This window comes from Clostridium puniceum, from assembly GCF_002006345.1.
Classification (GTDB): Bacteria; Bacillota; Clostridia; order Clostridiales; family Clostridiaceae; genus Clostridium; species Clostridium puniceum.
Map to the genome: position 1 here is coordinate 1 of NZ_LZZM01000050.1, position 4970 is coordinate 4970.

Annotated in this window: 4 protein-coding genes; 3 read left to right on the plus strand and 1 reads right to left on the minus strand. The window is 28.1% G+C overall.

The window, feature by feature from the left end; all coding sequences use genetic code 11:
* Window positions 1–371: 371 nt before the first annotated feature.
* The gene (locus tag CLPUN_RS04155) at window positions 372–1679 is read right to left on the minus strand and encodes a glycoside hydrolase family 27 protein (protein ID WP_077846111.1); all 1308 of its coding nucleotides are present in this window, start codon (window positions 1677–1679) and stop codon (window positions 372–374) included.
* Window positions 1680–2022: 343 nt separating this feature from the next.
* Between CLPUN_RS04155 and CLPUN_RS04160 the strand changes: the two genes are divergently transcribed.
* The 3 genes from CLPUN_RS04160 (at window position 2023) to CLPUN_RS04170 (ending at window position 4729) form a co-directional block, all read left to right on the plus strand.
* Window positions 2023–2865, plus strand: a complete 843-nt coding sequence (locus tag CLPUN_RS04160) for an AraC family transcriptional regulator (protein ID WP_077846112.1) — start codon at window positions 2023–2025, stop codon at window positions 2863–2865.
* Between the two features lie 69 nt (window positions 2866–2934).
* Complete coding sequence (locus CLPUN_RS04165; protein ID WP_077846113.1) at window positions 2935–3771, plus strand: deoxyribonuclease IV; 837 nt, start codon at window positions 2935–2937, stop codon at window positions 3769–3771.
* Window positions 3772–3856: 85 nt separating this feature from the next.
* The gene (locus CLPUN_RS04170; RefSeq protein ID WP_207652740.1) at window positions 3857–4729 is read left to right on the plus strand and encodes a tyrosine-type recombinase/integrase; all 873 of its coding nucleotides are present in this window, start codon (window positions 3857–3859) and stop codon (window positions 4727–4729) included.
* Window positions 4730–4970: the final 241 nt, after the last annotated feature.

Genomic DNA, 4970 nt, shown 5'->3' on the forward strand with positions numbered 1-4970 from the left:
GTATCTTTTATTATAATAATTTTATGATTATAGTAATTACTGAAATAGTAGATTTTATAAAGAAAATTATTTTACTAAAATTTATAAAGTAATTGAATTTATAAGTTTGATAAAATATAATTAATTGGTAAAATGAAAGTAAACCTTGGAATATTCAATTTATGATAGATAGTGAATTAACATGGTTAGATGGTTTTGTTCTAGTTGGTGATGTATAAAGAATTAAAAGATAACTTTGCATGAATAAATTTATACAAGATTAAATAAAAAATACGCCTTTTAAACTTAGAAAAGGCGTATTTCCCATAAAAATGTAAAGGAAAAAAGTTGAAAAAATACTTATCAGGTTGTCATTTGTTTTTTAGAAAAATTTATAAAATATCACTTAATTTATAAAGTACTGCACCATGTACAGGTAATTCAGCAAGAATTATAGTATCAGCAGGATTTAAATCCTTATGAGTCCATAAATTACGTACGGATACTTTTGAATTAATTCCAAGTTCTTCTAAGGAAATACTTAAATTTTGCTTTTTATCAGATAAGTTAAACATAGCTACATAACTACTTTGATCATAATTATCTCTACTAAACCATATAACATGATTATTATCACGTTCTATCTGAATTGCTCCATATGAATTACTTATTAAATGGAGAACTTCATCATTTGTTAGCAGTTCTAAAGTTTGTTCATCAAGTTTTGTTAATTTAGCCCCAAGCATCAAAGGAGAACGGAAAATACACCAAAGTGTCATTAAGGTAATTTGCTCATCAAGAGTAAAGTTAGTATAACGCTCTTGACCAAACCCCTTACCTAGCCATCCCACTGGAATCATGTCACAATCAGGGTAGCAGCCTGTTGACACATGATTTTGCCAGACTTCACAACGTTCAAACATATTTTTGAGTAAATCCCAGTTATCCCAAAAATCATCAGTAATACGCCACATATTTGCATACTTTTCTAAGTGCCAGGCTTTTTCAATTACAGCCGGACCAGGTGAAAGACTTAAAATCATATCTCGCCCAGAATTTAAAATTGCCTTATGAATCATTTCAATTTCTTTTTCACCTGAATATGGATTATCAGTATAGAAATTAGTATTGCATATATCATCAACCTTTACAAAATCAACACCCCACTCAGCATATAATTCAAAAATTGAATTATAGTATTCTTGAGCTCCAGATTTTTGATAATCAACGCCATACATATCTGGATTCCATTTAGATACAGAATAAGGATTAGCAATTTTATCAGCAGTTACATCAGAACCTTTAATTTTCAAATGCATGTGTGCAGCATATCTAGGAATCCCTCTCATAATATGAATACCAAATTTTAAGCCTAAACTATGGATATAATCTGCAAGAGGACGGAAGCCAGCATCATTTTTTGAAGAAGGAAAGCGGTTTTCAGCAGGTAGTTGTCTAGAATATTCATCTATAGTAAAATGACTAAAATTTATATATTGATAGTTTTTTCTATCAGTACCAGCATTAGGATCAGACCATTGAATATCTACAACTACATACTCATATCCATAAGTTTTCAAGTGTTTTGCCATATATTCAGCATTTGCTCTCACTTGAGCTTCATTTACTGCAGTGTCATAATAATCATAACTATTCCATCCCATTGGTGGAGTTTTTGCAAATGTGTTTTTTAGTAACATAATATAAAATCCTTTCTCTAAATAAAAATTAAAAAATCAACAGATTTTTCTAAAGTTAATGTATATGCTCTAATAGATAAATTACATATACTTAATTATTGTATATATTTTAACTATAAAAATTTAATTAAAATTAAAACTTATATAACAGCAAAATTATTAAAGTTCGTATAATAAAAAAATATTTCATTAAAGCAAAAATAGTTTTTATATTTTCATAAAGTAGTTTTTTGATGTAATTATACTGTACAATCATATGGAGATATGATACTTTGTATTTAGTATATTACAGTGTTTAGATATGTTACAAGGGCAATAAATTGATAAAAAGGGTGAATTTTTGATGTTATATAAATTTGGAACTTATGGTTTTGTTTTTTTTGATGAAATTCAGAATCCACCATTTAAATTAAAAGATATGGGGATTGAAAAGCGAAACACTCCGGATTATTATTTTGATAATAATTCTAGAGATATAAAAGGATATTTGTTTCAATATACATTAAGAGGGCATGGAATATTTGAAACAAATAATCAAGTATATCGAATTGAATCGGGTCAGGCATTTTTTACTGAAATTCCTGCTAATGAAAAATATTATTGTCCCCATGGGTTAGATGAAAATGGATGGCAAATTTTATATATTCATTTTGAAGGAACTGCTGTAAAGCCATATTATGATAAGATAATACACAAGATGGGAAAAGTTATTACACTTTCAGAAAATAGCAGTGTAATACAGTATTTATTAAAGTTTCATGAAAATTTAAGTAAGGGAATGTTTATTCAGCCTTTTGTAGGAAGTGAAATGGTATTCCACTTTTTATGTTTATTATGTAGAAAAGTAGCATATAATAAAGAAGATTATTCTACTAGAACAAGACTTGCAATTGAAAAAATGGAAAATGAATTTTCTAAACTTGATGGTATTAATATCTTAGCAGAAGAATTTAGGATTTCCTTAAGCCACTTTACTAGAGAATTTACTAAGGAAACCGGAATAAATCCAATAAAATATCTTACAAACCTTAGGATGCAGCATGCAATGCATCTGCTTCAAAATACAGATCTGTCTGTAAATAAGATTGCTTTAAAGTGTGGATTTTCCTGCGGGAACTATTTTAGTAAGTCATTTAAGAAAAATACACAACTTACACCATATCAATTTCGGAATGAAAGAAATTAAAAAATAGCATATATTCTTTAAATATGTTAATGTTTAAGTTGATAATAATAAACTTCAGGAGGTTAATTTATGCTAAAAATAGGATGTCACTTATCAACTTCAAAAGGCTTTAAAAATATGGGAAAACAAGCCCTTCAAATAGGCGGAAATACATTTCAATTTTTCACTCGAAATCCAAGAGGAAGTAAGGCAAAGGATATTGATGAAGAGGATATAGCAGAATTCTTGGAGCTTGCAAAGGAAAATAATTTTGCTACAATATTAGCTCATGCACCTTATACCTTAAATGCTTGTTCAGCAGATGAAAAGACGAGAAATTTTGCAAAAGAAGTAATGGAAGATGATTTAAATAGAATGGAATATACACCAAATAGCTTTTATAATTTTCACCCAGGCAGCCATATTAAGCAAGGTGTAGAGGTTGGGATAAAGTACATTTCTGATCTGTTAAATGAAGTATTGAAACCAGAGCAAACTACCACTGTATTACTAGAAACAATGGCGGGTAAAGGTACTGAAGTTGGGCGTACTTTTGAGGAATTACAAGAAATATTAAAGCGTGTGAAATTATCTAATAAAATGGGAATATGTCTTGATACTTGTCATGTATATGATGCTGGATATGACATTGTTAATGATTTAGATGGAGTTTTAGAACAATTTGATAAAATAATTGGCTTAGATAAACTATTAGCCATACATTTAAATGATAGCATGAATGTATTTGAGAGCCATAAGGATAGACATGCAAAAATTGGAGAAGGCTCTCTTGGTTTAGATGCAATTTCTAATATTATCAATCATCCTAAACTACGTGATTTGCCATTTTTTCTTGAGACACCAAATGAGCTTGAAGGTCACGGAAAAGAAATTGAATTATTAAAAAGTCTTTATAAAACGGGATAGTATGCAAGGATTAAATATAATCGTCATCTTATTTATTAAATTTGAAAGGATGGCGATTATTTTTATGGCTAAAAAATTGATAAAAATGAACCAAAAAAACAAGACTTTTGCAGAAGCTTTTGAAGATTTTATTTTCAACTGCAAAAGTAGAAATCTGCGAGAAGACACTATATTACACTACAGAAAATCGTATAGGATATTTGTAAAATATATAGAGCCAGCAACAGATATTTCAACTATAAATAAAAAAACTGTAGATGACTTTATAGTTAATTTAAAAAAAAGAGATATAACATCACAAACAATTTGTTCTTACACAAAAGATTTGATAACAGTATTACATTTTTTTATGGATGCAGAATGGATTAAAAGGTTTAAAATAGAATCTCCTAAAGTAGATATTAGTCCAGTAGAAATTTATAAAGATACTGAGATAAAAAAACTGTTAAAGAAGCCCAATATGAAGAAATGTAATTTTACAGAGTTTCAATGTTGGACTATTAGTTGTTTGTTAGCATCAACGGCAATTAGATTAAGTAGTCTTATAAATATAAAAATACAAGATATAGATTTTGATAATGAGTTATTAAAAGTAATGCATACAAAAAATAGAAAGTCTCTAATATTACCTTTAAATAAGGATATATTAAGAATACTTAGAGAGTATTTAAAGGTAAGACAGGGAGAAACCGTAGAATATTTATTCTGTAATACCTATGGAAAACAATCTAATAGGGCAACTTTAGCATTAAATATGCGACATTATAATAGGAAAAGAGGATGTTCTACTGGTTTGCATCGTTGGAGGCATACTTATGCAACATTATATATCAGAAATAACGGAGATATTACTAAATTGCAACGATATTTAGGTCATAGCAATCTTTTAGTAACTGAAAGATATACCCATCTACTAATGCCAGATTTAAAGAAAGATGTAAATGACTTTAATATATAAGTTCTAATTAATAAAATTCATAGCTTGGCAAAACAGCTTTATATTATTCGATGAGTTTGCACAAAATAAATCTATATTTATTTTGTGAGGTGATTCAAATGGTTATTATAAAAAATAATCAAAATGCAATATTAGAACTAGAATCAGCAATGAAAAAGACTAAAAATGTACGAATGTATAAACGATATTCTGTTGTTTTAAAGCACTTTCAAGGTTTTAAAAATAAGACAATTGCAGAAAT

Bases quoted from the DNA above. Each gene is read 5' to 3' on its own strand.
- CLPUN_RS04170 (WP_207652740.1), top strand. From the start codon at position 3,857: ATGAACCAAAAAAACAAGACTTTTGCAGAAGCTTTTGAAGATTTTATT.
- CLPUN_RS04165 (WP_077846113.1), top strand. From the start codon at position 2,935: ATGCTAAAAATAGGATGTCACTTATCAACTTCAAAAGGCTTTAAAAAT.
- CLPUN_RS04155 (WP_077846111.1), bottom strand. From the start codon at position 1,679: ATGTTACTAAAAAACACATTTGCAAAAACTCCACCAATGGGATGGAAT.
- CLPUN_RS04160 (WP_077846112.1), top strand. From the start codon at position 2,023: ATGTTATATAAATTTGGAACTTATGGTTTTGTTTTTTTTGATGAAATT.